The sequence below is a fragment of the Bacteroides cellulolyticus genome, from assembly GCF_025567135.1.
GTDB lineage: Bacteria > Bacteroidota > Bacteroidia > Bacteroidales > Bacteroidaceae > Phocaeicola > Phocaeicola cellulolyticus.
In genome coordinates this window covers 559523-583768 of the sequence record NZ_JAOQJJ010000001.1, presented here as the reverse complement: position 1 = coordinate 583768, position 24246 = coordinate 559523, and the positions used below count along the sequence as shown (strand labels likewise).

Genomic DNA, 24246 nt, shown 5'->3' with positions numbered 1-24246 from the left:
TTATATATACTTCATTAATCAGAAAACTAAAAAGGCTATATTCCAATCCTTAAATACAGGATATGAAATATAGCCTTTATTATTTATTTCTCTGTTTATTATTTTGCGAAGCTTACGGCGCGTGTTTCTCTTATCACGGTAATCTTTACCTGACCCGGATAAGTCATTTCGTCCTGTATCTTCTTGGCGATTTCTGTTGACAGGCTTTCTGTCTGCTTGTCGTCAATCTTGTCTGCACCTACTATTACGCGCAACTCGCGACCAGCCTGGATAGCATATGTTTTGGTTACACCAGGATAAGACATTGCAAGCTGTTCAAGGTCGTTCAGACGTTTGATATATGCTTCAACAATTTCGCGGCGGGCACCAGGACGTGCACCTGAGATAGCGTCGCACACCTGTACGATAGGAGCCAGCAAGCTGTTCATTTCCACTTCGTCGTGGTGAGCACCGATAGCGTTGCAGATATCAGGTTTTTCCTTGTATTTTTCAGCCAGTTTCATACCGAGCAATGCGTGTGGCAATTCAGGTTCTTCATCAGGTACCTTACCTATATCGTGAAGCAATCCGGCACGTTTTGCTTTCTTAGGATTCAATCCAAGTTCAGAAGCCATCACAGCACAGAGGTTAGCTGTTTCGCGTGCGTGCTGCAGCAGGTTCTGTCCGTATGATGAACGGTATTTCATCTTACCGATGATACGGATAAGTTCAGGATGCAGACCGTGGATACCAAGGTCGATAGTAGTGCGTTTACCTGTTTCGATGATTTCTTCTTCCACCTGCTTGCGTACCTTGGCAACAACTTCTTCGATGCGTGCCGGATGGATACGTCCGTCAGTAACAAGCTGATGAAGTGCAAGACGAGCGATTTCGCGGCGAACAGGATCGAATGCAGAAAGTACGATAGCTTCAGGAGTATCGTCAACTACTATTTCCACTCCGGTAGCAGCTTCAAGGGCACGTATGTTACGTCCTTCACGTCCGATGATACGTCCTTTGATTTCGTCCGATTCGATATGGAATACAGTTACAGAGTTTTCGATTGCAGTTTCAGTAGCCACTCTCTGGATAGACTGTATTACTATACGCTTAGCTTCGCGGTTGGCAGTAAGTTTAGCGTCGTCCATAATGTCGTTGATGTAAGACTGAGCCTGAGTCTTGGCTTCATCCTTGAGTGATTCAATCAGTCTTTCTTTTGCGTCCTCTGCAGACAATCCTGAGATAGCCTCAAGCTTTTCACGTTCCTGTGACTGCAGGTGGTCAAGTTCTTCTTTCTTCTTCTCGATGATTACCAGTTGTGCGTCGAGATTTTCCTTGATGGCTTCAGTTTCGTTGCGTTTGCGCTGAAGTTCTTCATTTTTCTGGTTCAATACCATTTCACGCTGTTTCAGCTTGTTTTCAGCCTGCTGGATTTTCTGGTTACGGGCAGCCACTTCCTTTTCAAGGTCGGCTTTTTTGTTCAGGAACTTCTCCTTAACTTCCAGGAGTTTGTTTTTCTTGATTACTTCGGCTTCCGTTTCAGCCTCTTTAATGATATTCTCATATTTCGATTTCAGACCGTATCTGAAAAAGCTATATGAAATAGCTCCTCCTACCAGGAAGGCTACAACTGTTAGTATTACTGTTGTCAACATCTATAATTTAAGTTTAAAATATAAATAAAAACGCACAAGCTTCAGGAGTTTATCCTGTAAACTTGTGCGTGAATTTCCTTACTCGTTTCCCAAACAACTACTTTTATTTGCTGTCCTTTATGTAACCATCCAACAGGTTTTCCAGTTGTTCAATCTTTTCTTTATATGGTGTCATATCCACCGAATCCTTTATTTTTGCATTTTCGTATGCCAGTTCCAGTGCCACCATAGTCCAGTGTTTCATGGTTCCGAAATCCGGATATAGACTGCGGTATTTGTTCAGTTTATTGTCAATCATCTTGGCAGCTTCACGGTAGAAAATCTCTTCTTCACGATTAATCACCAGCGGATACCGTTCTCTGTCAATCTGTAAGTGTATTTTCAGTTTGTCGTCCATATATTATATGTTTCACTGCCTTTTCTTTCCTCTATTTGTTCAGTAAAGCAATACATTTATCGACCTCACGCACCAGCCTCGTAAGTCTTTGTTTCGTGTCTCTGATTTCATCATCATTTACACTTATCATACGGGCCATTTTCAGGTTCGCATATCTGGTTTCAAGTTCTTTAATCTTACTTAACAAGACCTGTATTTCAGAATCTTTGTCGGCTATGGATTGCTTTAAAATGGCATTTTCTTTTTTCTCTTCATCATATAAAAAAAGGACATGCCTTAGCTTTCCTTCGAAACTGTTTAGTAGATTTTTGTCCTCTTCTGTCATCTATGCTACATGTTTTCTATGACAAATATAGTATATAACTTCGATATATGAAAATTTTTTTCTCATTTTGTATATTTATTTTGTTATTCAGCTTGTCTGTATAATGGAATTTGCCATAAATCTTAAAGTTTGATAACCTTTTGCAAAAGCTTTTCAAACAGTTTTAAATTTTGCTTCAGATGTTTATGATATATTGAAAAAGTGTATTTTTGTATGTCTATTAAAAATATGATGAGAAATGAAAAGTAATCCAATGGAGTGCTTGTATTGTCAGAATAACGATACATTGCACAGTTTAATGATTGAAATAGCGAAACTAAGTGTTTCCAGAGTGTTCCTCTTCAAGGAACAGACTTACAGAGGACGTTGCCTGGTAGCTTACAACGGACATGTGGACGATCTTAATCTTTTGAGTGATGAAGAAAGAAACGCTTTTATGGCAGATGTGGCACGCGTAACGAGAGCAATGCAGAAAGTGTTCAGTCCTGCCAAGATAAATTATGGTGCCTATTCCGATACTTTGGAGCATTTGCACTTTCATCTTGTTCCTAAGTATGTTGACGGTCCTGATTTCGGTGGTGTGTTCCGCATGAATCCTAAGGAAGTATATTTATCTGACGAAGAGTATGCTTCGATGATTGAGAAGATAAAGAAAGAACTTTAATATATTTATCAGTTTAACCCGGTTCCCATTCTGTTGTTCAGGTGCGGAACCGGGTTATAATTTTAATGACCAATCTCCTTATATGTGCTGGTCTGTCTCTTTGTAAGTGAAAAGTTCTATTATCTGTTAAAATGCTTACGTTTTTATTTGTTATATATCATTGCTATTTCCGGAAAATATTATTCTAGAAGGTAAGTGTTAATCCTTATTGTATTACGTGTTCTTTTGTTTATGTAAAAGATTATACAATGTACTTATACATGTTATTTTGTTATATGTTGTATATCCGTGGCTTAAATTTTTATTGATGGATAATATCTTTCTTCAGAATATTTAAACCTTGGAAGGGTAGAAAAGCAAAATGTCAAAATGTAAATAATGTCTTTATTATTGTTTAGTTGTGGGTTTCACTTTAATGTATTATTTTTGTTTATACATGTTTGAATAATTAATATAAACGTAACTTTGTAAATCTATCAAAGAAAATTATGGCTAAAAATACAGATAAACAAGCAATTGAAAACATATCGGATAACTTTCGTGGTTATGCGGCATTGCTTCGCAAAATCAAGCAACGGGTACTGATAGCCCAGCAAAGGGCGATTTATGCTGCCAATGAAGAAATGCTCAGGATGTATTGGGATATTGGCGGCATGTTGCAGCAAAGCCAGGATGCAGACGGTTGGGGCAAGAAAACTTTGCAACGGCTGGCAGCGGATTTGAAGAACGATTATTCCGAAATAAAAGGATTTTCAGTCCGCAATATGCAGTGTATGATGCAGTTCTTCAACGAGTATAATCAGGAACTTACGATGATAAAAGGGGGTGCTACTTCAATTGCGCAACCACCGGTTGCGCAATTGGGGAAGTACAACTTTACTCTTCCCATCAAACATTTGGATTGGACGCACAACTTGATTATTATGCAACAAGTTAAGGATATTCGTGCCCGTTATTGGTACATGGTGCAGAGTATCACATCCCATTGGTCAAAGCGCTATCTTCAAGAAGCCATCAAACTTGATGATTATGGTAAGCACGGAGCGTTAGCTAACAATTTCACGGAAACACTGCCTGTTCCGGAAGCAGATGATGTGAAATCAATGCTCAAAGACCCATATATATTTGATATGCTGACTTTTACAGAGCAATACAATGAGCGTGACGTGGAAATCGGCTTGGTGAAGCATGTGGAGAAATTCCTTGTAGAAATGGGGGCAGGCTTTGCTTTCATGGGACGACAGTATCATATAGAGGTGTCTGGCGATGATTATTATATTGACATATTGATGTATAATGCTTTTCTGCACCGTTACTTAGTAATCGAATTGAAAGATACAGAGTTCATGCCGGAATATATCGGTAAACTGAATTTCTACTGCTCTGCCGTAGATGATATTCTTTGTCGGGAGGGGGACAATCGGACTATAGGACTGTTGCTATGCAAGAGTAAAGACCGTATCAAGGCAGAATATGCATTGCGTGATATTCAGAAGCCTATCGGAATTTCCGATTATGAATTAGGGCAAGCTCTACCGAAAGATTTTCGAGGTAGTTTGCCTACTATTGAAGAAATTGAGAAAGAATTAGAATCTGACAGGTGATGAACAGATTTTGATTCTATCATTGTATCGTCTGCGGGAGATAAGATTGGGAATTTCGATTCTATATTTCTGTAGCTTTGCAAATTAATTCCACTAACGGTATGAAAACAGGAAATTTATTCAAAATTCTTTTATTAATAATCTTTGCAATGACATTTGTCGCATGTGAAAGCGAGGAAAAAGATGGAGGTTGGGAATCGATGAAATGGGAAACCAATGTATCAAATATCAATAAAAACAAGATAGAAGTACCAAATAAGGGTAGTGTTTATGTCTTTAAGTGTACGAATTATAAAAGTTTTTGGATTTATGCCTTGTCTGAAAACGGTGAGTATCTTTCAATAAGTTATGAAGATAAAAAAATAGAAAGAGAGTGGTACTCTTTTGTTTTTACTCAATATTCTGAATCTTGTATGGCATTGCTCATTAAATAACATGTAAAAATCTGTTTTTTCATTTATTGTCGTTTCGGCGGAAAAATATTATCTTTGCTGCGTATTTTTAGTCAGATGGATAATAAAATAAGATATAATGATTTCGGATGTTTTCTGGCAAAACACTTTCCGTTTAAAGTTCAGAAAATTTCAGTCAATGCAGGCTTTACATGTCCTAACCGTGACGGTAGCAAGGGATATGGGGGATGTACTTATTGTAACAACCAGACATTTAATCCGGAGTATTGCCGGACTGAGAAGTCTGTGAGACAGCAACTTGAAGAGGGAAAGGAGTTTTTCTCAAGAAAGTATCCCGAAATGAAATATCTTGCTTATTTCCAGGCTTATACCAATACATACGCTGAGTTGGAAAAACTCAAGGCGATGTATGAGGAAGCACTTTCTGTAGATGGAGTAGTGGGGCTGGTTATTGGTACACGTCCGGACTGTATGCCGGATTCTCTATTGGATTATCTGGAAGAGATAAACGGCAAGACTTTCCTTTTGGTTGAGTATGGCATAGAAAGCACTAACGATGTCACGCTGAAACGCATAAATCGCGGACATGATTTTGCGTGTACTGCTGATGCTGTGAGGCGTACCGTTTCAAGAGGTATAATGACAGGAGGACATGTTATATTGGGACTCCCCGGTGAGGATAATGACATGATTATACGTCAGGCGAAAGATATATCATCGTTGCCGCTTACTACACTGAAGATGCATCAGCTGCAGCTGATAAAGGGAACAAGGATGGCGCACGAGTACGATGAATGCCCTGAAGACTTTCATCTATATACTGCCGACGAGTATATAGATCTTGTATTGGATTATATAGAGCATTTGCGTCCCGGCCTGGTATTGGAAAGGTTTATATCGCAGTCGCCGCGCGATTTGCTTATTGCTCCTGACTGGGGACTGAAAAATCATGAATTCACTGCGAAGCTGAAGAAGAGGATGATTGAGAGGGATTCGTATCAAGGGAAAAAAATAGTCAACATATAAATAACAAATTCATAATAAAATGGAAATTAAAGGTAAAGTACATTACGTAGGTGTGAACGACCGCACCAAAGCATTGTTCGAAAATCTTTGGCCGTTGCCATACGGCGTGTCATACAACTCTTATCTGATTGCAGATGATGAGATGGTGGCATTGGTGGATACAGTTGATGTTGCATTCTTCGAAGTATATCTGAAGAAAATCCGCAGCATTATCGGCGACCGTAAAATCAATTATCTTATTATAAACCACATGGAACCTGACCACTCAGGCTCTATCGCTCTTATCAAACAGTATTATCCTGAAATTGTTCTTGTAGGAAACAAGAAGACTTTCGAAATGGTGGAAGGATATTATGGTGTGACTGGCGACCGCTATGTAGTAAATGACGGCGATTTCCTGAAACTTGGTTATCACAACCTCCGTTTCTATCTGGTTCCTATGGTTCACTGGCCTGAAACAATGGTTACATACGATGAAACAGACGGAATCCTGTTTGCGGGTGATGCTTTCGGATGTTTCGGAGCTTTGAACGGTGGATGCATCGACAAGAATATCAATACAGATATCTATTGGAACGAAATGCGCCGTTACTATGCTAATATCGTTGGTAAGTTCGGAAATCCTGTACAGAAGGCTTTGCAGAAACTTGGCGGACTGAAAATAAACACTATCTGTTCTACTCACGGACCTGTTTGGGAAGAAAAGATTCCTCAGGTTATCGATATGTACGACAAGATGAGCCGTTACGAAGCTGAAGAAGGTGTTGTGATAGCATACGGAACTATGTACGGCAATACAGAGGAACTGGCTGAAGCAATAGCAGAAGAACTGAGCCGTCAGGGTATCAAGAATATCATCATGCACAATGTTTCTCACACTCATCATTCATACATCTTGGCTGACGTGTTCAAGTACAAAGGTCTTATCGTGGGATGTACTACATACAACATGAACCTTTACCCTGAAATGGAATCATTGTTGAGCAAGATTGTTGCCCGCGAAGTGAAGAACCGTGTGATGGGTTACTTCGGCTCATATACTTGGGCAAGTGCTGCTGTGAAGAAGATTGGTGAATACACTGAAAAGCTGAAGTTCGAGGTTGTAGGCAACCCTGTAGAAATGAAGCAGGCTATGAAGCAGGACAACTATGCTCAGGCAAAAGAACTTGCAAAGGCTATGGCTGACCGTCTGAAAGCTGACAGAAAGTAATCTTTATTTAAAACATATACATGAGTCCGCTTAAAAGCCTTTCATCAGGTTTTTAAGCGGATTTTTATTTTTAACGAATGTAATCTGATAACAGATTTATGCAAGGAAATTTAAAAATTACAATGCTTGGTACAGGTAATGCTGCCGTAACCAAATGTTATAACACCTGCTTCACGATTCATAATGGAAATGACCTGTTGCTGGTTGACGGAGGTGGAGGAAACGGTATCCTCGTACAGCTTGAGAAGGCAGGTATCGAGATTAACGATATACATGATATTTTTATAACTCATGCTCATACAGACCATATCTTGGGCATAATATGGATAGTCAGAACCATTGCACAGAGAATGCAGCAGGGAAAATATAACGGTGAGCTTAATGTATATTCTCATGACAAGGCGATACTTGTTCTTGACTGGATATGCAGAAACACTCTGCCAAAGAAGATTGTTGCCAGAATAGGGAATGGCATAAACTTCAATGTACTGTCGGAAAATGATAAGTTCAGTGCTGCCGGAATGGAAATTCAGTGTTTTGATATATATTCCACAAAAGAGAAGCAGTTCGGCTTTAAGGCTGTAACTTCTGACAATAAAACTATTGTCTGTCTGGGCGACGAGCCTTACAATGAGAATAATAAAGAGTATGTGAAGAATGCCGACTGGCTCATGTGTGAGGCCTTTTGTCTTTATGAGGACAGAGATGTATTCAAACCATACGAGAAACATCACAGTACAGCTCTTGATGCGGGAGTACAGGCTGAGGAACTTGGTGTGAAAAACCTGTTGTTGTACCACACAGAGGATAAGACTCTTTCGAGCCGTAAAGAAAAATATACTGCTGAGGCCAAAAAGAATTTCAATGGTAATGTGTATGTTCCGGACGATCTGGAAGTACTGGATTTATAATACGACTATTGTATAACAATACAGGCTGTTACGTGATCTTGAATACATGTAACAGCCTGTGGATTTATTATTTTATATTGTTTCGAATCTTGCTAAGATAGGCATGCATGCCGTCGGCATCCTTACGGCTTATTATGTCAAGAAGCTCGTTCAGTTCGGTACGTATTCCTTCCACTTGTTTCGGTGTACGTGGGTTGAACAGGATTTCCTGAAGCAGATAATCGTCTTCGTTCAAAACTCCCTTTGCTATTGCCATGTGGCGTTTGAATGTTGTACCGGGAGCGTCCTGATGTTTCATCACTGCGGCAAACACGAATGTAGAAACGAACGGTATTGACAATGAATATGCTACAGTTTCGTCATGCTCATCGAATGTATATTCGAAAATGTTGAGTCCAAGTCTTTGATAAAGATCCTTGAAGAACACTTTGCCCAGACAGTCGCCTTCCTTTATTATTATGGCATTCTCTGTACTCAGCTGGTCGAGATTGGCAAATGTAGGACCGAACATAGGGTGGGTTGATACATATCTGAAACCGCTGTTGTCGTAGAATTCCTGAAGACCGGTCTTTACTGATGCAATGTCGCTTATGATACAGTCCTTCGGAATTACTGGCAGTACCTGGCGGAATGCGTCGAGTGTGTATTTCACTGTAGCTGCATTTATTACAAGTTCAGGACGGAACTCTTTAATCTCATCCAGTGAAGTAAAGCGCAGGCAGTTGTACATGAAGCGCAGGTTCTGAGGTTTTATATCGTAAACTGCCACTTCGTGGTCGAAACTTAATACATCGGTAAAGAAGGAGCCCATTTTTCCGGCTCCCAATATTAATATACGCATCGTCTTGATAATTTTCTTGTTCTTTTTACTTGTTTATTATTTCCATCTGCTGACGTACGCTTTCTTCGTGTATGGCTTCGAATACATGTTTCACAAATTCAGAATCCATACCGCAAAGTGTTCCTTGTGCTCCGCGCTTGTCAAGAATTTCATTGTAACGTCCTGTTTGGAGGATAGTCATATTGTGCTCTTTCTTGAATGTTCCGATTTCGCGGCACACACGCATACGTTTTGCCATAATCTCCATCAGCTCGTTGTCGCATTCGTCAATCTGACGTCTCAGCTCGCTGAGGCTTTCTGTTGACTGGTGTTCCTTACGGATAACCAACAGGTTTAGAATATAGTTAAGAATATCCGGTGTCACCTGCTGAGAAGCGTCGCTCCATGCGCAGTCAGGGTTACAGTGTGATTCCACTATCAGTCCGTCGAAACCGAGGTCCATAGCCTGCTGGCAAAGAGATGCGATGAGCTCGCGTTTGCCGCCGATATGGCTAGGGTCGCATAGGATAGGTAGGTTAGGAATACGTCTTCTCAGTTCGATAGGAATATGCCATTGCGGAAGATTACGGTAGATTTTTTTGTCGTATGATGAGAAACCGCGGTGGATTGCTCCAAGGCGTTTAATTCCTGCATTGTTTATTCTTTCCATTGCTCCGATCCATAACTCCAGATCTGGGTTTACAGGGTTCTTTACATATACAGGTATGTCAACTCCCTTCAAGGCATCTGCTATTTCCTGCACTGCAAACGGATTGGCTGTGGTGCGTGCACCTATCCACAATATATCTATTCCGGCTTTAAGACATTCGTAAACGTGTTTTGCTGTTGCAACTTCTGTGGCAACGTACATCCCTGTTTCTTTCTTAACTTCTTTCAGCCATGCCAGACCGTCAACTCCTACACCTTCGAATCCTCCCGGTTTGGTACGTGGTTTCCATATGCCTGCGCGGAAGATTTTTGTTCCGTTGTCGGCCAACTGTTTTGCAGTTGTCATTACTTGTTCTTCTGTTTCTGCGCTGCAAGGTCCTGCTATGATCAATGGACGTTCTTCTGATACGCCTTCCAGTCTGATAGGTTCTAATTCGAGTGCCATAGTTGTAATCTTTTAGTAGTTATTTGTATTTTCTTTTTATTTCATATTTTTTATTCTCTCAAGTGCTTCTGCCAGTTTTTCTTCTTTGGCGCAAAGCGAAATACGTATATATCTCTTTCCGTTGCTTCCGAAGATAAATCCCGGTGTTATGAATACTCTTGCCTGATGCAGAACTTTTTCTGTCAGTTCCTCTACATCTGTATAAGTTTCAGGTATCTTGCCCCAGAGGAACATTCCCACCTGATTCTTGTCGAATGTACATCCCAATACGTTCATTATTTCTTCGGCAAGCTTTCGGCGACGGCTGTAAACATTGAAGTTGGCTTCTTCGTGCCATTCTGCGCTGTTGTTGTATGCCTGTGCAGCTGCCAGCTGTAATGGACGGAATGTGCCGGAATCGATGTTACTCTTTATTTTCAGTATCCACTGTACGAAAGTGGCGTTTGTTGCCAGCATTCCTACACGCCAGCCCGGCATGTTGTGGCTCTTACTCATGGAGTTGAATTCTATACAGCATTCTTTGGCTCCGGGAACATTGAGTATGCTTATCGGCTTTTTGTTCAGGATGAAGCTGTATGGATTGTCGTTCACTACTACGATGTTGTGACGGCGTGCGAAATCGACAATCTTTTCGTACAGTTCAATTGTGGCATTGGCTCCTGTCGGCATATTGGGGTAGTTGGTCCACATGATTTTCACTCCTGTGAGATCCATCTTTTCCAATTCGTCGAAATCAGGCTGCCAGTTGTTGTCCTCACGAAGGTTATAGTTGATTATTTCACTGCCTAAAATCTTATTGAGCGATGTATAGGTAGGGTAGCCAGGGTTTGGAACAAGAACCTTATCGCCAGGATTTACCAAAGCCAGTGTCACGTGCAGGATACCTTCTTTTGAGCCGATAAGAGGCTGTATCTCTGTGGCTGGGTCAAGATCTACATTGTACCATCTTTTATACCAGTCGGCCATGGCTTTTCTCAGTTCGGGTATTCCCACTGTAGGCTGGTAGCCGTGAGCGTCAGGTCTCTTGGCATTTTCGCAAAGAACATTGATTGTTTCTTCTGAAGGCGGCATGTCCGGGCTGCCTATTCCGAGGCTTATCACGTTTTTACCTTCGGCATTCATCTTTGCCACTTCCTTCAGCTTTCTGCTGAAATAGTATTCGCTGACATTTGCCAGTCTGTCGGCTGGCTGTATGTTATATTGTTGATTCTCCTTCTGCATATTCTCCTAAAATTTTAAGTGCTTTTGTAAGCGGTGTAACTGCATCTATAGACTGTTTGTATCTTAAATAATCATTGAACATTACGTCAACGTAGAACATATATTCCCATTCGCGTCCGATAATCGGCAATGACTGTATCTTTGTCAGGTTTATCTTGTAGAATGAGAAGATTGACAATACCTGCGAAAGGCTTCCTTCGCTGTGAGGAAGAGAGAATACTATGTTTGCCTTGTTTACCTTAGAGCGGTCTTTCAACTCATCTGCCAGCCATGGATTGCTGATGACCAGAAATCTGGTGAAGTTATGTTTATTTGTTTCTATTCCTTCTTCCAGGATTTTCATGTCGTAAAGTCCGGCAGCATATTTGGAGCAGATGGCTGCATGTCCTCTCAGGTTGTTTTTTCTGATATTCTCGGCGCTACCTGCTGTATCTTCCGTTTCTACTACCTTCAGTTCCGGATGGTTGTGCAGGAAGTCGCGGCACTGTGCCAGGGCTACAGGGTGGGAGTTTACTTCGGTGAGGTCTTCCCAATTATCTTCTGGCAGACACATGATGCTGTGGCTTATTCTGAGTTTGTGTTCTCCTATGATAGTGGCGCCGCTTTCACGAAGTAATTCGTAGTTGTGCAGCAGGCTTCCGGCTATTGTATTCTCTATTGCAATCACACCTATCACGTCGCTGTCCTTTTTCATCTGTGCAAAAACTTCTTCGAATGTATTACAACAAATAAGTTCTATTTCTTCATCCTTAAAATATTTATGGGCAGCTATATCGTGATACGAGCCCTTTACTCCTTGAATTGCTATCTTTCTCATTTTCTTATTATACCATTAAAAAAAATCCCGCCTCATACAGAAGCGGGATTTCGTTATTTTATTTTGTATTGATTATCTTACGTATCTTACACATACGACTTCCCGCTTCACTTTATTGCTAAAGTAAAAGTAATAAAAGAAAAAGAAGAAGTATGTTGCAAATGTTTTCATATTATACTTTTTGTTATCGTTTCTGATGCAAATGTAATACTTTTCTTGAAAAAACAAGAATATGATGAAAATTTTCTTCAAAATTTTTAATTTTCGAGCATTATTACCTTATTTTGTAATGCAGGTTTAATATTTATAATACATAGAATAATCATTATGAAGTATAATTTTGATGAATTGATTGACAGAAGAAATACAAATTCTGTCAAGGTTGACGAAATGAAAGATATATGGGGTAGAGACGATCTTATCCCGATGTGGGTGGCAGATATGGATTTCGCTACACCGGATTTTGTGGTCGATGCGGTGAAGAAACGTTGTGAACATCCTGTATTCGGATATACGGTAAAACACGATGGCTATTACAATTCAATAATAAACTGGGTGAAGGCCCGTTACGGAATGGAGGTTGAGAAAAAACATATCAACTACGTTCCGGGGATAGTTGCCGGTTTGGGAATGGCGTTGAATTGTTTCACTGCTCCGGGCGATAAGGTTGTCATCATGCCGCCGGTTTATCATCCTTTCGCATGGCTGACAACGAGAAACAACAGGCAGTTGGTGGAGTGCCCTATGATATTCGAGAATGGTGAGTACAGAATGAATCTTGAACTCCTGAGAAGCATAAAGAAAGGTGTACGTGTACTTATCCTCTGTAATCCTCATAATCCGGGTGGGGTAGTATGGAAAAGAGAAGAGCTTGAGGAACTTGCCGAAATATGTGCTGAAGATAATATCCTGGTATTCTCTGACGAGATACATGCCGACTTGACACTTCCTCCGCATAAGCATCTGCCTTTTGCGATGGTGTCTGAGAAGGCGAAAAAGAATTCGGTAACCTTTATGGCTCCAAGTAAGACATTCAATATGCCCGGTGTCGCAGCATCGCATACAATAATATATAATGATGCCTTGCGTGGAAAATTTGAGGCTTATCTTGAAGCCGGTGAGTTGAATGCGGGACATGTGTTTGCCTTTCCGGCTGTTGAGGCTGCCTATTCTAACGGAACTGAGTGGCTCGACCAGTGTCTGGATTATATTCAGGGGAATATAGATTATGTCGATTCTTTCCTGAAAGAGAATGCTCCGAAAATAAAAGCTATCCGTCCTATGGCTTCATACCTGATATGGCTTGACTGTCGTGAACTCGGGTTGAACCATGATGAACTTAATTCATTCTTTGCCGATAAAGCCGGTCTTGCATTGAATGACGGTGAGATGTTTGGTCGTGAAGGTGCAGGATTTATGAGGATGAACATCGGTACGCAGCGTTCTGTCCTTGAACGTGCCATGAAACAGCTTGCTGAAGCATATAATACACTGTAATCTGTTTTTCAGAGTAATAAAAAAACGGAAATGTAATGCTGGTATCGCTTTCATTTCCGGTTTTTTTGCTGTTTTCTATTAATAAATTCCTACTTTATTTTCCTGAGAAAAATTGTTGTAATTCCCATTTATCAGGTTCTCGCTTTCCGGATTCAGTTCAATTGCTTTTTTCAGATCTTCAACAGAACCGTCCTTGTCGCCTTTAAGCAATTTTGCCCTGCCTCTTTTCTGATATAGCTTTGCGTTTTCAGGAGATAATTCAATTGCCTCGTCGTAAACGGCTATGGCCTGATCGAATTCCTTATTGCCAAGTAGTGCTGTTCCTTTCATTATATAAGCCTTCTCGTTGAAAGGATTCATTGAGAGAACCTTGTTCAAATATGAAATACCTTCTTCGAAATTGCCTGTAGCGGCACAGATTTCACCTTTCAGAACCAAAGCATCTTCGTCGTCGCTTTCTTTTGAAAGAATAGAATCGAGATCCTCTATAGCTTCTTTGGCTTGTCTCATTTCCCATAAAACTTCTGCTCTCAGCTGATATGCATCCTTAAAATCCTCATCAATAGCTATTGCCTTTGTCAGCATTACTATTGCCTGAATGTAGTTTTTCTCTCCCTTTTCAGCCTTTGCAGCCAGATAGAATGCAGCTTTGTTCTTATCGTCAAGAGATATTGCTTTTTCGCACGCTTCTTTCATGGCCGGATAATCTTCTTGTATGAAACATACTCCTGCAAGTGAAAGAAGTACTTTGGTGTTTTCTGGAACAATTTCTGCCAGTCGGTTATATACTGTTCTCGCATCGTCGGTTTTTCCTGTCTGAAGATATGATGCGGCCAGAAGTTCCATTGTCTCTACATCTTCTTTTATTGCAGTAGCTTCTTCAAAGCATTTGATGGCATATGGCAACTGTCGGATGTTGCGCGCTCTGATACCATCATATTTTAGAATTTCAAAGTTTTTCTTTTCCTGTTTCTCCTGTTCGCTGCTTTCATCTTTCTTGTTTCCTCCGAACAGGGATGATAATAGACCCATAATTAATACATTTATTTGTTAGTGCCGCAAAATTACAAAATTCAATGATATATAAAAACAAAAAAAGAGAATGTCTTGATTGACATCCTCTCTTTTGTACACCCTCAGGGATTCGAACCCTGGACCCACTGATTAAGAGTCAGTTGCTCTACCAACTGAGCTAAGAGTGCATTGCCTGTTGTTGAGGTTCCTGGCGGATTCGAACCGCCGTACACGGTTTTGCAGACCGCTGACTAAGCCACTCATCCAAGGAACCGTAGCAATTAATTTTTCAGTAAGAAGAGGTTCCTGGCGGATTCGAACCGCCGTACACGGTTTTGCAGACCGCTGACTAAGCCACTCATCCAAGGAACCGGAAGTCATTTGATGTCGTTTTTCTCAAATGCGATGCAAAGGTACTGCTTTTTTTTAAATATGCAATACTTTGGCGAAAAAAAGTTCTTTTTATTTCTTTTGGCACGTATTTTTTAGCGCACAACCTGTGCATGAGTCGCATGCCGACTTACCTTTACCGGACAATAACCTGTAAATGCGTAGTCCTACAAAGACTACGCACAGGATTATTATTATACTTATTATTACAGTTTGAATATCCATTTACATAAACAATTTTCCGATTTGATACACAAGGAATGATACTATCCATGCCAGGACTGTGGTATATGTGGCTGCAAATATTGCCCATTTCCAACTGCCCGATTCTTGTTTTATTGCAACAATTGTGGCAACACACGGAAAGTAAATCAATGTAAACAGCATATATCCGAAGGCTACAAGGGGCGTGATATTGAGACGTTCGGCAAGGCTTACACTATCTACTTCTTCATCATCTGCATATAAAACTCCAAGTGTACTTACAACAAGTTCCTTTGCGCCTACTCCGGACAGGATACCGATTCCCATCTTCCAGTCAAATCCCAAAGGCTCTATTGCAGGTTCTATGGCTTTTCCTATCTGGCCGATGTATGAATTTTCCTGCTGTTCTGCCTGTGATGAATATTGGTCATGGTTAGGGTAATATCCCAGGAACCATATTATGATGGAAGCAACCATTATTATGCCACCCATTTTCCTCAGATATTGAACACCTTTCTCCCACGTATGTCTTAATACTGATTTTGCGGTAGGCATTCTGTAAGGAGGAAGTTCCATAACAAATGGAGTGTCATCGTCTTTCACTATGAACTTGCTGAAAACCCTTGCCATAATGATTGCAAGAATGATACCTATACTGTAAATGCCAAGTAAAACAAGACTGGCATGGCTTGGGAAAAATGCCCCTATCAGAATTAGGTAAATAGGCAGACGGGCACTGCACGACATCAAAGGCGTTATAAGCATTGTCACAAGTCTTGACTTGCGGCTTTCTATGATGCGTGAACCCATGATTGCAGGTACATTACAGCCGAATCCCATTATGAGAGGTATAAATGATTTACCGTGAAGCCCCATCTTGTGCATTATCTTGTCCATTATGAATGCTGCACGTGCCATATATCCTGAGTCTTCCATAATCGAAATGAAGGTATATAGTATAAGTATGTTAGGCAGGAATACAATAACTCCTCCCACACCTCCTATAATACCGTCTATTATCAGATCTTTTAAAGGACCTTCGGGCATGAGCGATTCTGTAGTCTGTGCTATTACGCCTACCAGCCATTCTATGGCTTGCATAGGATAGTCGCCGATTACGAAAGTGCCCTCGAACATTATGTATAGGAATATGAAAAATATAGGAAATCCCCAGATTCTGTGGGTTACTATGCTGTCCACTATACGTGTGAACATTTCCGTGTTCTGATTATTGTCCGTATATGTCTCTTTCAGGGCTCCTGAAATGAAACCATATTTGGCGTCGGTTATAGCCTGTTCGCTGTCTTCGTTAAGCACGGCTTTAAGCCTTTCGGCTTCTTTATTCCTGATTTCTATTATTGTGTCGGCATTAGGCATGTCGGAAATAATACGACGTTCTATATCCTTGTCGTTTTCCAGCATTTTTATAGCCAGGAAACGTGTGGAATATTTATGTCTTATATTTTCAATCTTTCCTATTTCCTTCTTTATAGCCTCAATGCTTCTTTCCAGTTCCGGACCGTGGTTAATGTGGATATGACGTATGAAGTTTTTGGGAGTAAAGTCGTTTTCCTCTTCCTTGTGACTTCCGTATTTATGGTCGGGCACGTATGCATCATGCCATTTACGGTATTCCTGAAGAGCCTCATTCTGTATTTCTTCCTTCTGCCCCATGAAGTCGGCACCTTCGTACAGTCCTATTATTACGTGAAACAGCTCGTCTATGCCTTCTCCTGTACGGCTTATAGTCGGAACGGCAGGAACTCCCAATAATTGGCTTAGTTTCTTAATGTCAAGTTTGTTTCCGCTGTTTTGCAGGGCGTCGTACATGTTAAGAGCGATAACCATTCTCACATTCATGTCGATAAGCTGTGTGGTGAGGTACAGGTTCCGTTCTATATTTCCGGCGTCAACCACATTGATTATTACGTCAGGCGTTTCTTCTATGATATGTTTCCTGACGTACAGTTCTTCAGGGCTATAAGCTGATAATGAGTAAGTTCCAGGCAAATCGATAAGCCTGAAATGATATCCCTGAAAATCGAAAAAGCCTTCTTTGGCGTCAACTGTCACACCACTATAGTTGCCTACATGCTCGTGCGAACCTGATGCTATGTTAAATAGGGAAGTCTTTCCGCAGTTGGGATTGCCTACTAAGGCAACGTTTATAGTACGTCTTTTCCCTTGTGCAAGGATTTTCATTTGTTCTTCCGTAACCGGGATGTTTTCCGAAATGGGATCGTACAAAGATGTGTCTCTGCCTGTTTTTCTTGCTTCTTCCTCACTGATTATTTCTATCATTTCCGCTTCCTGTCTGCGTAATGATATTTCATATCCCATAATCTTGTATTTGATAGGGTCTTTGAGTGGAGCGTTAAGTATCACTTCAACGGTTTTTCCTTTGATGAATCCCATTTCGATGATTCTTCTTCTGAAACCCCCGTGGCCTAATACCTTTACTATTACTCCTTTTTCTCCTGTTTTGAGTTCAGATAATTTCATTTTTATTGCTAATTTTTGGCAAAGATAGATGATAGTAATTTTTTATGCAAGTTATTTAGATTGTTTTTAAATAATAAAATTGATGCTTTCGTTTCCGGTCGGATGTGTCATGTTGTTTCGTATTGTCATAAAATTGTCTCTATCATTATTATTGTATATATAAAAACGTTATTTTTGCAATATGTTAGAAAGTAAGATAGAAAAATATATAAGTGAAAAAGTGCTGTTTGGCAAAACAGACAAACTTGTGGTTGCCTTGAGTGGGGGAGCCGATTCTGTAGCATTATTGCGTATATTGCTGTCGTTGGGATATGACTGTGTGGCGGCACATTGTAATTTCCATTTGCGTGCTGCCGAATCGGACAGAGACGAAGATTTTGTAAGAAAACTTTGTGCGGGACTTTCTGTTCCTCTCGAGGTTGTTCATTTTCAGACATCGGATTATGCCCGTGAAAACTCCTTGTCTATAGAAATGGCAGCCCGTGAACTCCGTTACGGATGGTTTGATGAAATACGCAAGAAGTACGGAGCTTCGTGCATAGCTGTTGCTCATCATAGGGATGACAGTGTTGAAACTTTCTTGTTGAACCTTTCACGTGGTACAGGGATAAACGGTTTGAAAGGAATAATGCCTAAGAACGGATTTATAGTACGGCCGTTACTTGAAGCTGGAAGAGATGATATTCTTGAATATCTGAGACAAATCGGACAGGATTATGTTACAGACAGCACAAATCTGGAAGATATATACACACGTAATAAAATAAGACTTGACATTATACCTCTTTTTAAACAGATAAATCCTTCGTTTTGCGAGTCGGTATGCGAGACTGCACAACGGTTGGCGGATGTAGCAGCCATATACAGACAGGCTATTAATTCTTCAATCGAGCGTGTAATGGTTTCTCCTGATGGCATGTCAATAGAAAAACTTTTGTGTGAAGTATCTCCACAGGCAGTATTGTATGAATGGTTGTCCCCGTTGGGATTTAATTCATCGCAGATAAAGGATGTAATGAGAAGCCTTAAATCGACTTCCGGCAAAATGTTCTTTTCCAATGATTGGGTTTTGCTTAGAGATAGGGAACAGCTTTTATTGAGAGAGAGGAATGCCGGTGAAGAAGATTACAGACTTAATGTGCGAATGTTTTCAGTGGAGTCAGGTTTTGAAGTTACCAAATGCAATAACATAGCATATATTGATGCTGATAAACTTTGTGGTGAGTTGAAATTACGTAAATGGAAATCAGGCGATAAGTTTGTTCCTTTCGGCATGAAAGGCTTTAAGAAAGTACGTGATTATTTACGCGACAGGAAGCTGTCATTGTTTGAGAAAGAGAATGTTATGGTCGTTACTTCAGGTGAGGAAATAGTATGGTTGGTCAATGAAAGGACAGACAACCGTTTCCGTATTGACAGTAAGACAGTAAATGTCGTTGAGATAGAGGTATTGTCATCCAAATGATGATGGTAACATATAATTTTTCCGTTTTGTAAAAAGAAATCAGACAAATAGATAATAAGATATAAGATTGCGCATTTTTTGGTTAAATGATGTAAAATATCACATCTGCTATGATGTAAATCCAAGTTTTTATATTTACTTTGAAGATACTAAGCGGTTTATAATAAACGGTTTTGGTATTTAAAAATTTAATAAATTATAATTTATGAACGAATTAATTGAAAAAATTCAGGAATTGAGCGCTGCTCTTGTTGCTGATGCTACTCAGCAAGCTGAAAAAGGTAACAAAGCTGCCGGTACACGTGCACGTAAGGCTTCTTTGGATTTGGAAAAAGTGTTGAAAGAATTTAGAAAAGCTTCTTTGGAAGAATCTAAGAAATAATGTTTGGGACAACGCTTTATTTAGGGGGTTGTATTACTTCGGTTAAGTGGGAGTGATACAACCTTTTTGTTTGAATGTATTGTCAACAAACTGTTGTTCCCCTTGGAAGTGTGGTACTGCGGAGGTGAGTACTTCCGGTGAAATCCGATAATTCGGTTGTTATTGTTTAATATTAGGAGGTCAGGATGAGAAAAATCTTCGATTTGTTTATTGTATTGTCATTATTTGTAGCTTGTATTTCATGTAATAAATATGAAATACCTGACGAAGTCGTATCGGAGATTGACTCATTGAATAGCCTTTCTTACAGATTACGCTATAAAGATTTGTCCAGGGCGACAGAGGTTGCCAATCAGGCATATCTTTTGGCATCACCTGATTATTCTGAATTCCCTCAGGTGCTTAACAATATGGGTTTCTGTGCGTACATGGCGATGGACTTCGAGAAATCCATGTCTTTGTTCTCAAAAGTTATAGAGCTTTCCGACAATGAGGTTGAGTGTCTTGTGGCCGATGTCGGAATGATGAAGATTTGTCAGCGTACATCATCCAATAAAGAGTTTTATGATTACAGAAATCGTGCCCAAAGACGTATTAAGAGAATAAAACAGGATAGGGTGGTCGAGACAGACTCTATCCTTTCGGCTAGATTTAACTATGCACTGTCCGAGTATCATATAACTTCAGGAGTATATTTTTATTATTTGCAGCAGGAAAAAGAATCAATGGCTGAGATTGATGCCATTGATATCAATAAGATAGAGTCAGATACCGCTCAGTTTCTCAATTATATGTATATGAGAGGGTCGGGAGGAATGTATTCTGCTCCAACTGCGGATGATGTTGTGATAGGAGAGTTTGGATATCTGATGGACTGCTTTAGGATATCTGTTGAAAGAGGTTATGTGTATTTCGAGGCGAATGCTTTGCAGGCTATGGCCGAGATTCTGAATTTCAGATCAAACAGGGATTTGATTTCATCTAAAAGAAAAGGATGGCTGGAGGCGGTAAACGAGTATGATTGCCCATTGGACAGTCTGCCTTTGAATTTGGCACAAAGGGCGCTCGGTTTGTTTCGCGATTACGGCGACTGGTATCAGATTTCAGGCTCGTACAGGACTATGGCCACATATTATAATTATATAGGTATGCCAGAGAAGGCCTTGCCGTTGCTTGATATGGCTTTGCAGTATGTGAATATGCATCATGAAAAGTTCTATGCATGTAGTGATACTACAGACCGCCTGATGACATACAATCCTGAATATCCCTATTCATTAGAGTTGAAGTGGATAAACAAAGATGGTATAAAGACTGTTCCTGAATGGATAGCCCGTCTTAGGGAGCAGTTGAGCCGTACCTATTCAGCTATGGGGATGAAAATCCAGTCGGATTATAACAGAAATATCTATCTTGATATTCTTGATTACACCCGTCAGGACAAGGAGCTGGAAAGCAGGTATGCATCTCTTGACAGGGAATCATATTTGCTGAACATACTTTTGATAATGGTGATGCTTGGCTTTTTCGTTCTTGCTGTAGCATTGGTTGTCCTTAATAGGTTCTGGAGAATCAGGAATAACCTTTATATGGACAAGCTGGGCAAAGTGCTTGAAGTCTGTCGGAACATAACCGCCTCCGTTCCTGAGGATGCTTCCGGAGTTAACGAAGTGGTTGATATGGTAGAGCGTGCAGTCAGAATAGATGTGTTAAGTATAACTGTATCAGATGATTTATGGATTGAATTGAGCTCCGGAGAGAATAATGATGACAGACCTGAATGGGTCGGTCAGGCTGGAATACCGGTACTCGATCTTGTGGCTCCTGGAAAAGAAGAACCGGTAGGACGCTTGTGGCTCAAGAAAAAAGGAAAGTTGAAGCATGATGAGATTTCTATAATGAAACTCGTTACCCCATATATGGCATGGACGCTTGAGAACGGATTGAATTTGATGATGCTTACCGATGAAAGGTTGAGGCTGGAACAGGAAGAGTATATACACAGAAAACATATTGCCAAGAACAAACGCCAGAATGAGGTGAAGAAGGCATGTGTGGCAATAGTTACAGGCATTATCCCGTATATTGACAGAGTGATAAACGAAGTCGATAAACTAAGAAAGGCGTCTTACGCAAAGGTTGCCGACATTCGAAATTCCAAGTTGGATTATATCAACGAACTCTTGTCCAAAATCAATGATTATAATGAGATACTGGCTGTTTGGATAAAGATGAAACGTGGTGACATAAGCCTGAATATAGAAAACTTTGAACTTGACGAACTTTTCTCAGTCATAGCCAAGGGCAGACATACGTTTGAGATGAAGAAACAGCATCTTGATGTAGAGGAGTGTCATAGTGTGGTGAAAGCTGATAAGGCTTTGACAATGTTTATGATAAATACATTGACAGATAATGCCCGTAAGTACACGTCTTCGGGAGGCAGGATAGTTCTGTCCGCCCGCGAGAGTGATGATTATGTGGAGGTATCCGTTTCGGACAATGGTCCCGGTCTTTCGTCCTCAGATGTAGAGCGTATCTTGAACGAGAAGGTATATGATTCCTTGAAGATAGGTGTGGATACGGCTTTGGATACAGATGAGCTTGTCCGTCAGAAAGGACATGGTTTTGGATTGATGAACTGTAAGGGTATAATTGACAAGTATCGTAAGACAAGTCCGCTGTTCAGTGTATGTATGTTTGGTATCGACAGTGAGCCGGGAAAGGGAAGTCGTTTTTATTTCCGCCTGCCTAAAGGGGTAAGAAAGGTTATTGCTGTATTAATTCTATTGATAACTTTTGGATATTCCCCATGCCATGCTTGGGGTGGCTCGGATTCAATCCCGTTTACAGAAAACGGCTATGTAGTTTCCGGTTACGACAGCCTTCTTTCTATCGCAAATACGTATGCCAATATGGTGTATGAAAGTAATGTGAAAGCCCAATATAATAGAGCCTTGAATTTTGCTGACAGTGCTTTTCATTATCTGAATATGCACTATATTAAATATTCAGGAAAGAAGTCTCCTCTTCTTGATACCGGAAATAAAGATGATATTCCGGAACTGGTGTGGTTGAGAGAAAAATTCGATACGGACTACTATATCATACTTGATGTGCGCAATGAAGTGGCCGTGGCATGTCTTGCCATTAAGGAGTTCTCAAAATATTATTACAATAATAAAGCTTACACTACTTTGTACAAGCAGATAAGTGAGGATAAATCGCTGGAACAATATTGTCAGAAAATGCAAAGATCGGCCAATAACAAGATTGTGGCTATAATGCTTTTTGTTGTGCTGATAATAGCGGGAGTTGTTGCATATTATGTGATTTATTTACGGCGCATGCTTCATTACAGATATAACATGGAACAGGTGCTTACGATCAACAGCTCTGTTTTCTCGTCACTTGCGTCCGACAATCATTCGCAGTCGCCTTCAGAAATATGTTCCAATGCTGTCAGTGTTATATTCCGCGATATAAATGAGCTTGTTACAATAGATAATCTTGTAATTGGTGTATATGATGATTCGGAAAAGAAATTGAACTGCTCGTGGTATAAGGATTGCGATGATGAGATTATACTTGAAAAGCTGAATAAATCGTATTCTGGCAGATGCATAATTGATTATGACGGGAATAACTGGATTTTTATGCCTCTTCGGGTTGATGTTTCCGGAGGTATCAAGTGTATAGGTGTCATGGGACTTATGAGTAGTGACAGGTCTGTCAGGGCCGAAGACCGTTTGCTGCTTGAGCTTGTGAGCGAATATCTGGGAGTCGCTTTATATCATACCATAGTGCAGGTAGAGAAACATTTCCAGGATATCGAACTTGCTAAAGATGAAACTTTAAGGGCGCAACACGAAGAAAACATGTTGCATGTACAGAATCTTGTACTTGATAATTGTCTTTCTACAATCAAGCACGAAACCATTTACTATCCGGGAAGACTAAAGAAAATAGTCGAAAAGATCAGATATGCGGAAGATTGCTGTGCGTCAGACGATACAGTATTGAAAGATCTGGAAGATATGGACGAACTGGTGAATTATTATAAAGATATATTCGTCCTGTTGTCCTCATGCGCTTCAAGAATGCTTGATGGCGTAACTTTCAGGCGCACTGCAATAGATGTTCCGGCAGTTATGGAAGATATTCGCAAGTATTATCTCAAATCGGTAAAACGTCTGAAAACTTATCCTGTGTTTAACATAGAATTGCGTCATAAATGCTTTGTGACCGGAGATGAAATACTGTTTCGTTTCCTTTTGGAAAATCTGATAGACGAAGCTTTAAGGTATAACGCAGAAGGAAATCTTACGCTTACCGTTAGTGTTGACGAAGGATTTGCAAGATTCGATTTTGTTGACGACAGGCGTAACTTCACGCAGGAAGAACTGAACATGCTGTTTTATCCTGATAATGCAAAAGTTGGTCTGTCCGATAATGGAGACGTATTGTACGGAACGGAATATCTGATATGCAAGCAGATTATAAGAGATCATGACGAGTTCGGTGGAAGAAGAGGATGCCGGATTAATGCAAAGGTAGCTGACGGAGGAAAAGGTTTCTGCGTTTGGTTCACTTTGCCTTTGAAAAGTGTAAATAGAGAAATTAAAAACTAAGATAC

19 protein-coding genes and 3 tRNA genes are annotated in these 24246 nt (G+C 40.3%); 10 read left to right on the top strand and 12 right to left on the bottom strand.

The genetic code is table 11. From position 1 onward, the window contains the following. Positions 1 to 98: 98 nt before the first annotated feature. The 3 genes from rny to OCV82_RS02530 form a co-directional block, all read right to left on the bottom strand. The gene (rny, locus tag OCV82_RS02540) at positions 99 to 1634 is read right to left on the bottom strand and encodes a ribonuclease Y (protein WP_154042951.1); all 1536 of its coding nucleotides are present in this window, start codon (positions 1632 to 1634) and stop codon (positions 99 to 101) included. A gap of 103 nt (positions 1635 to 1737) precedes the next feature. After that, positions 1738 to 2031, bottom strand: coding sequence for a cell division protein ZapA (locus OCV82_RS02535; RefSeq protein ID WP_154042950.1), 294 nt, complete (start codon positions 2029 to 2031; stop codon positions 1738 to 1740). A gap of 31 nt (positions 2032 to 2062) precedes the next feature. Continuing rightward, positions 2063 to 2356, bottom strand: coding sequence for a hypothetical protein (locus OCV82_RS02530; RefSeq protein ID WP_154042949.1), 294 nt, complete (start codon positions 2354 to 2356; stop codon positions 2063 to 2065). Between the two features lie 238 nt (positions 2357 to 2594). On the opposite strand from OCV82_RS02530, the gene OCV82_RS02525 reads away from it, so the two are divergent. The 6 genes from OCV82_RS02525 (at position 2595) to OCV82_RS02500 (ending at position 8184) form a co-directional block, all read left to right on the top strand. Then, a complete protein-coding gene (locus OCV82_RS02525) occupies positions 2595 to 3020 on the top strand; it encodes an HIT family protein (protein ID WP_154042948.1) in 426 nt (141 codons plus the stop codon). Between the two features lie 488 nt (positions 3021 to 3508). Further along, positions 3509 to 4624: a PDDEXK nuclease domain-containing protein gene (locus OCV82_RS02520; protein WP_154042947.1), complete on the top strand. Its 1116-nt coding sequence runs from the start codon at positions 3509 to 3511 to the stop codon at positions 4622 to 4624. Between the two features lie 101 nt (positions 4625 to 4725). Next, positions 4726 to 5058 carry a hypothetical protein gene (locus OCV82_RS02515; protein ID WP_154042946.1) on the top strand — a complete coding sequence of 111 codons (333 nt, stop codon included), beginning with the start codon at positions 4726 to 4728 and terminating at the stop codon, positions 5056 to 5058. Between the two features lie 75 nt (positions 5059 to 5133). Further along, positions 5134 to 6063 (top strand): TIGR01212 family radical SAM protein, encoded by a 930-nt coding sequence (locus tag OCV82_RS02510; RefSeq protein WP_154042945.1) that lies wholly within the window; start codon positions 5134 to 5136, stop codon positions 6061 to 6063. A gap of 19 nt (positions 6064 to 6082) precedes the next feature. Then, the gene (locus OCV82_RS02505) at positions 6083 to 7273 is read left to right on the top strand and encodes an FprA family A-type flavoprotein (protein WP_154042944.1); all 1191 of its coding nucleotides are present in this window, start codon (positions 6083 to 6085) and stop codon (positions 7271 to 7273) included. Between the two features lie 98 nt (positions 7274 to 7371). Beyond that, positions 7372 to 8184 (top strand): MBL fold metallo-hydrolase, encoded by an 813-nt coding sequence (locus OCV82_RS02500; RefSeq protein WP_154042943.1) that lies wholly within the window; start codon positions 7372 to 7374, stop codon positions 8182 to 8184. A 67-nt stretch (positions 8185 to 8251) separates the two neighbouring features. Here OCV82_RS02500 and OCV82_RS02495 read toward each other — a convergent pair whose 3' ends face one another. From OCV82_RS02495 to OCV82_RS02480, 4 genes are read right to left on the bottom strand one after another with little or no spacing between them, the layout of a single operon-like run. After that, complete coding sequence (locus tag OCV82_RS02495) at positions 8252 to 9025, bottom strand: prephenate dehydrogenase (protein WP_154042942.1); 774 nt, start codon at positions 9023 to 9025, stop codon at positions 8252 to 8254. A 25-nt stretch (positions 9026 to 9050) separates the two neighbouring features. Further along, complete coding sequence (locus OCV82_RS02490) at positions 9051 to 10118, bottom strand: bifunctional 3-deoxy-7-phosphoheptulonate synthase/chorismate mutase type II (RefSeq protein ID WP_154042941.1); 1068 nt, start codon at positions 10116 to 10118, stop codon at positions 9051 to 9053. Between the two features lie 36 nt (positions 10119 to 10154). Further along, the gene (locus tag OCV82_RS02485) at positions 10155 to 11339 is read right to left on the bottom strand and encodes a pyridoxal phosphate-dependent aminotransferase (protein WP_154042940.1); all 1185 of its coding nucleotides are present in this window, start codon (positions 11337 to 11339) and stop codon (positions 10155 to 10157) included. Continuing rightward, the gene (locus OCV82_RS02480) at positions 11314 to 12156 is read right to left on the bottom strand and encodes a prephenate dehydratase (RefSeq protein ID WP_154042939.1); all 843 of its coding nucleotides are present in this window, start codon (positions 12154 to 12156) and stop codon (positions 11314 to 11316) included. The genes OCV82_RS02485 and OCV82_RS02480 overlap by 26 nt, the downstream gene beginning before the upstream one ends. 327 nt (positions 12157 to 12483) lie before the next feature. Here OCV82_RS02480 and OCV82_RS02475 point away from each other — a divergent pair, with 327 nt between their 5' ends. Continuing rightward, positions 12484 to 13653, top strand: coding sequence for a MalY/PatB family protein (locus tag OCV82_RS02475; RefSeq protein WP_154042937.1), 1170 nt, complete (start codon positions 12484 to 12486; stop codon positions 13651 to 13653). Positions 13654 to 13731: 78 nt separating this feature from the next. On the opposite strand, the gene OCV82_RS02470 is transcribed toward OCV82_RS02475, so the two are convergent. From OCV82_RS02470 to feoB, 5 genes are all read right to left on the bottom strand, one after another. Further along, a complete protein-coding gene (locus OCV82_RS02470; protein ID WP_154042936.1) occupies positions 13732 to 14685 on the bottom strand; it encodes a tetratricopeptide repeat protein in 954 nt (317 codons plus the stop codon). 97 nt (positions 14686 to 14782) lie between these two features. Next, positions 14783 to 14855 (bottom strand) — tRNA-Lys (locus OCV82_RS02465). Positions 14856 to 14869: 14 nt separating this feature from the next. Next, positions 14870 to 14941, bottom strand: a tRNA-Cys gene (locus OCV82_RS02460). A gap of 26 nt (positions 14942 to 14967) precedes the next feature. After that, positions 14968 to 15039: transfer RNA gene (locus tag OCV82_RS02455), tRNA-Cys, on the bottom strand. A gap of 243 nt (positions 15040 to 15282) precedes the next feature. Continuing rightward, on the bottom strand, positions 15283 to 17763 hold the full coding sequence (gene feoB / locus OCV82_RS02450; protein WP_154042934.1) for a ferrous iron transport protein B: 2481 nt from the start codon (positions 17761 to 17763) through the stop codon (positions 15283 to 15285). A 181-nt stretch (positions 17764 to 17944) separates the two neighbouring features. On the opposite strand from feoB, the gene tilS reads away from it, so the two are divergent. The 3 genes from tilS to OCV82_RS02435 all read left to right on the top strand — a co-directional run bounded on the left by tilS (position 17945) and on the right by OCV82_RS02435 (position 24241). Continuing rightward, positions 17945 to 19228, top strand: coding sequence for a tRNA lysidine(34) synthetase TilS (gene tilS, locus OCV82_RS02445; protein WP_154042933.1), 1284 nt, complete (start codon positions 17945 to 17947; stop codon positions 19226 to 19228). Between the two features lie 205 nt (positions 19229 to 19433). Next, the gene (locus OCV82_RS02440) at positions 19434 to 19610 is read left to right on the top strand and encodes a histone H1 (protein ID WP_154042932.1); all 177 of its coding nucleotides are present in this window, start codon (positions 19434 to 19436) and stop codon (positions 19608 to 19610) included. Positions 19611 to 19795: 185 nt separating this feature from the next. After that, on the top strand, positions 19796 to 24241 hold the full coding sequence (locus OCV82_RS02435) for a DUF5113 domain-containing protein (RefSeq protein WP_154042931.1): 4446 nt from the start codon (positions 19796 to 19798) through the stop codon (positions 24239 to 24241). Positions 24242 to 24246: the final 5 nt, after the last annotated feature.

Excerpts from the sequence above, each read along its gene's own strand:
- rny (WP_154042951.1), bottom strand. The coding sequence starts at position 1,634 with ATGTTGACAACAGTAATACTAACAGTTGTAGCCTTCCTGGTAGGAGGA.
- OCV82_RS02535 (WP_154042950.1), bottom strand. The coding sequence starts at position 2,031 with ATGGACGACAAACTGAAAATACACTTACAGATTGACAGAGAACGGTAT.
- OCV82_RS02530 (WP_154042949.1), bottom strand. The coding sequence starts at position 2,356 with ATGACAGAAGAGGACAAAAATCTACTAAACAGTTTCGAAGGAAAGCTA.
- OCV82_RS02525 (WP_154042948.1), top strand. The coding sequence starts at position 2,595 with ATGAAAAGTAATCCAATGGAGTGCTTGTATTGTCAGAATAACGATACA.
- OCV82_RS02520 (WP_154042947.1), top strand. The coding sequence starts at position 3,509 with ATGGCTAAAAATACAGATAAACAAGCAATTGAAAACATATCGGATAAC.
- OCV82_RS02515 (WP_154042946.1), top strand. The coding sequence starts at position 4,726 with ATGAAAACAGGAAATTTATTCAAAATTCTTTTATTAATAATCTTTGCA.
- OCV82_RS02510 (WP_154042945.1), top strand. The coding sequence starts at position 5,134 with ATGGATAATAAAATAAGATATAATGATTTCGGATGTTTTCTGGCAAAA.
- OCV82_RS02505 (WP_154042944.1), top strand. The coding sequence starts at position 6,083 with ATGGAAATTAAAGGTAAAGTACATTACGTAGGTGTGAACGACCGCACC.
- OCV82_RS02500 (WP_154042943.1), top strand. The coding sequence starts at position 7,372 with ATGCAAGGAAATTTAAAAATTACAATGCTTGGTACAGGTAATGCTGCC.
- OCV82_RS02495 (WP_154042942.1), bottom strand. The coding sequence starts at position 9,025 with ATGCGTATATTAATATTGGGAGCCGGAAAAATGGGCTCCTTCTTTACC.
- OCV82_RS02490 (WP_154042941.1), bottom strand. The coding sequence starts at position 10,118 with ATGGCACTCGAATTAGAACCTATCAGACTGGAAGGCGTATCAGAAGAA.
- OCV82_RS02485 (WP_154042940.1), bottom strand. The coding sequence starts at position 11,339 with ATGCAGAAGGAGAATCAACAATATAACATACAGCCAGCCGACAGACTG.
- OCV82_RS02480 (WP_154042939.1), bottom strand. The coding sequence starts at position 12,156 with ATGAGAAAGATAGCAATTCAAGGAGTAAAGGGCTCGTATCACGATATA.
- OCV82_RS02475 (WP_154042937.1), top strand. The coding sequence starts at position 12,484 with ATGAAGTATAATTTTGATGAATTGATTGACAGAAGAAATACAAATTCT.
- OCV82_RS02470 (WP_154042936.1), bottom strand. The coding sequence starts at position 14,685 with ATGGGTCTATTATCATCCCTGTTCGGAGGAAACAAGAAAGATGAAAGC.
- feoB (WP_154042934.1), bottom strand. The coding sequence starts at position 17,763 with ATGAAATTATCTGAACTCAAAACAGGAGAAAAAGGAGTAATAGTAAAG.
- tilS (WP_154042933.1), top strand. The coding sequence starts at position 17,945 with ATGTTAGAAAGTAAGATAGAAAAATATATAAGTGAAAAAGTGCTGTTT.
- OCV82_RS02440 (WP_154042932.1), top strand. The coding sequence starts at position 19,434 with ATGAACGAATTAATTGAAAAAATTCAGGAATTGAGCGCTGCTCTTGTT.
- OCV82_RS02435 (WP_154042931.1), top strand. The coding sequence starts at position 19,796 with ATGAGAAAAATCTTCGATTTGTTTATTGTATTGTCATTATTTGTAGCT.